Below are 2,269 nucleotides of genomic sequence, written 5' to 3'. Positions count from 1 at the left end.
GCACCACCTTTTAGACTTTATGCTCGATGAGGCCATCCCTGTTACTCGCGTTAATTCTTCTTGATTTTGGATGGGGAGCTACAGGGCAAAAGCGTTTTGTATTCTGTATTCCTTGCTACATTCTGAATTTGGAATTGCTGCGTGTTTATATTTAGTTAGGAAGTTAGGAGTATGATTTGATAAAGTTCTTATAATATCGACATTTTGTTCGATGTTATTAATATACAGTTTCATATTATCTATTGTGCTGTCACCCAACTTTTCATCGGAAGGGGCGATTATCTTTGGTTTGGCAAATTCAACTTTGAGTGTCACCTCGCTACTAAGACGAGGAAGATCACAGGTGATCTTCTGTTGTTGTCCTAACCAGTTATAGACATAACATAGTTTTCCCTGATAGATGTAGAAACTATGTCCACCAAAATATCCACCCTGCGCCATCAGAACACCTTGTAAGTCCCCTTTAGCTTTGGAGAAATCAATAGTTGCTTCGATGGCATAGAAACGAGTGCTAATATTAGGGGCAACAGCTTCGAAAATTTCCAATCTCCCTGGATAATTTGTCGGGGGAACGGCGAACGTAGCGATTTCCCCAGCAACAGCTTCGGAAATTTCTGATCCCTCTAGATCATAGGTATAGCTATCGGAAATTTCCAATCTCCTTGGATAATTTGTCGGGGGAACGGCGAACGTAGCGATTTCCCTAGCAACAGCTTCGGAAATTTCTGATCCTCCTGGATCATAGATATAGCTATCGGAAATTTCCAATCCCTCTAGATAATGGGTATAGCTAAATGTGGTATATTTTGAGTCGTCAGAAAATGCCGGGGGACGTAATTGAGGAATTTCTCCACCGAATACCACAGTTCCAGACCAATCTTCAAGTGGCATATATTGTTTAGCCATCGAAATCTCCTTAGTAATTGATAACGGAAAAAAGTGAGAGATTTGAGAGATGGGAGCATCTCATTTATACAAGTGAGTAATTATACTTATCCCTAAAACTGGTTTCTAGCAAGGCTTTCAAAATAGCTTGACATAAAAACCTGATTTAGGGGTTACAAAGGTGAGATGAGAGTTGAGAGATGAGAGATGAGAGATTTAACCTGGATTACACTGATGGACTTAACAAATCAACTCTGCTGTAACTCAATACTACTCAGTCCTCTATGCTAAGATGATCCGAAAAACGCAAGTTTTTAAATTGATGGGCAAAAAAATTTTAACTTTACTCAATAACCAAATAGTTATATATAGATGTTTATTTTTGACAATAAAACCAATATTTTAATTAATTCTCAGGAATTAACCTTTAAAAGTGAATATGTTTGTGACTTTTCTCGCTATTTTCAGAATCGAGAATTTCTCAACGTAGATGCTTTACAACTCAGTGGTGATCATTTTGAAGGGTATCTTTCAAGGATCATCATCGATGAAGTGATGTTAGAATTATCGCAACGTAATTGTTTAACGAATGTTGCGGGAGTAATCCATTCTAAAATGTGGGTTTTTGCGATTCCTGTTCAGGTGAATTCTGTCTTCTTCCAAAATTTGTATCCATTAGAAAATAACTATCTGGGGATTATCCCCCCTAAATCAGAAATTTCCGTTTTTCAACATCCTTTTTCCAATCGTTTTCAGCTTTACGTTCATGATAATTATCTGCAACAATTGTGCCAAACTTTAGAGCTACCAGAAGCAAAAAAGTTTTTAAATTCTTCCGCTTCTTCTATTGTGATTTGCCCATCGGAAAAAATTCGTCATCTCCAACAATCTTGTCATCAACTTTATCGAATGCTATTTAATTTAGATCGTCAACAAATATCTGGGCAAAGAAAAGCATTAAGATTAAATTTTGTCAGGCAAAAATTAAAAAAAGAAATTGTCAAAGATTTTCTTTTGACTTTAGCAGTAACCAAAGATATTACAACTCCTAAAAACACTATCAGACGCACCTCTATCCTCAAAAAAGCAGAAGAAATGATGAGAAAAAATCTGCGTTCTGATCTTACTATTCCAGCGATTTGTCAAGACTTAGAAGTAAGTCAACGCACCTTAGAATATATATTTAAAGACTTCTATCAAATGTCTCCTTACAATTATTTTAAATTGCTTCGTCTTAATGCTCTACATCAATCTCTTAACCAAAATAATCAGACAAAATTAATTTATGAAATTGCTGAAGAATTAGGTTTTTTTCACCGAGGATATCTGGCCTCTGATTATAAAAAACTGTTTGGTTACTTTCCCTCTGAAACCTAAAAAAATA

The 2,269-nt window shown here is 35.9% G+C and carries 2 protein-coding genes; one reads left to right on the top strand and one right to left on the bottom strand.

Features of this window, described 5'->3' with window-relative positions; genetic code table 11:
* Positions 1-78 precede the first annotated feature (78 nt).
* Positions 79-906 (bottom strand): hypothetical protein, encoded by an 828-nt coding sequence (locus tag O9332_RS10845; protein WP_288025446.1) that lies wholly within the window; start codon positions 904-906, stop codon positions 79-81.
* A 351-nt stretch (positions 907-1,257) separates the two neighbouring features.
* Between O9332_RS10845 and O9332_RS10840 the strand changes: the two genes are divergently transcribed.
* Complete coding sequence (locus O9332_RS10840) at positions 1,258-2,262, top strand: helix-turn-helix domain-containing protein (RefSeq protein WP_288025444.1); 1,005 nt, start codon at positions 1,258-1,260, stop codon at positions 2,260-2,262.
* Positions 2,263-2,269 lie beyond the last annotated feature (7 nt).

It is taken from the genome of Microcystis sp. LE19-10.1B (assembly GCF_027530565.1).
In the GTDB taxonomy this organism is placed as follows: Bacteria; Cyanobacteriota; Cyanobacteriia; order Cyanobacteriales; family Microcystaceae; genus Microcystis; species Microcystis aeruginosa.
This window is presented reverse-complemented; position numbering and strand designations above follow the sequence as displayed.

Bases quoted from the DNA above. Each gene is read 5' to 3' on its own strand.
- O9332_RS10845 (WP_288025446.1), bottom strand. From the start codon at position 906: ATGGCTAAACAATATATGCCACTTGAAGATTGGTCTGGAACTGTGGTA.
- O9332_RS10840 (WP_288025444.1), top strand. From the start codon at position 1,258: ATGTTTATTTTTGACAATAAAACCAATATTTTAATTAATTCTCAGGAA.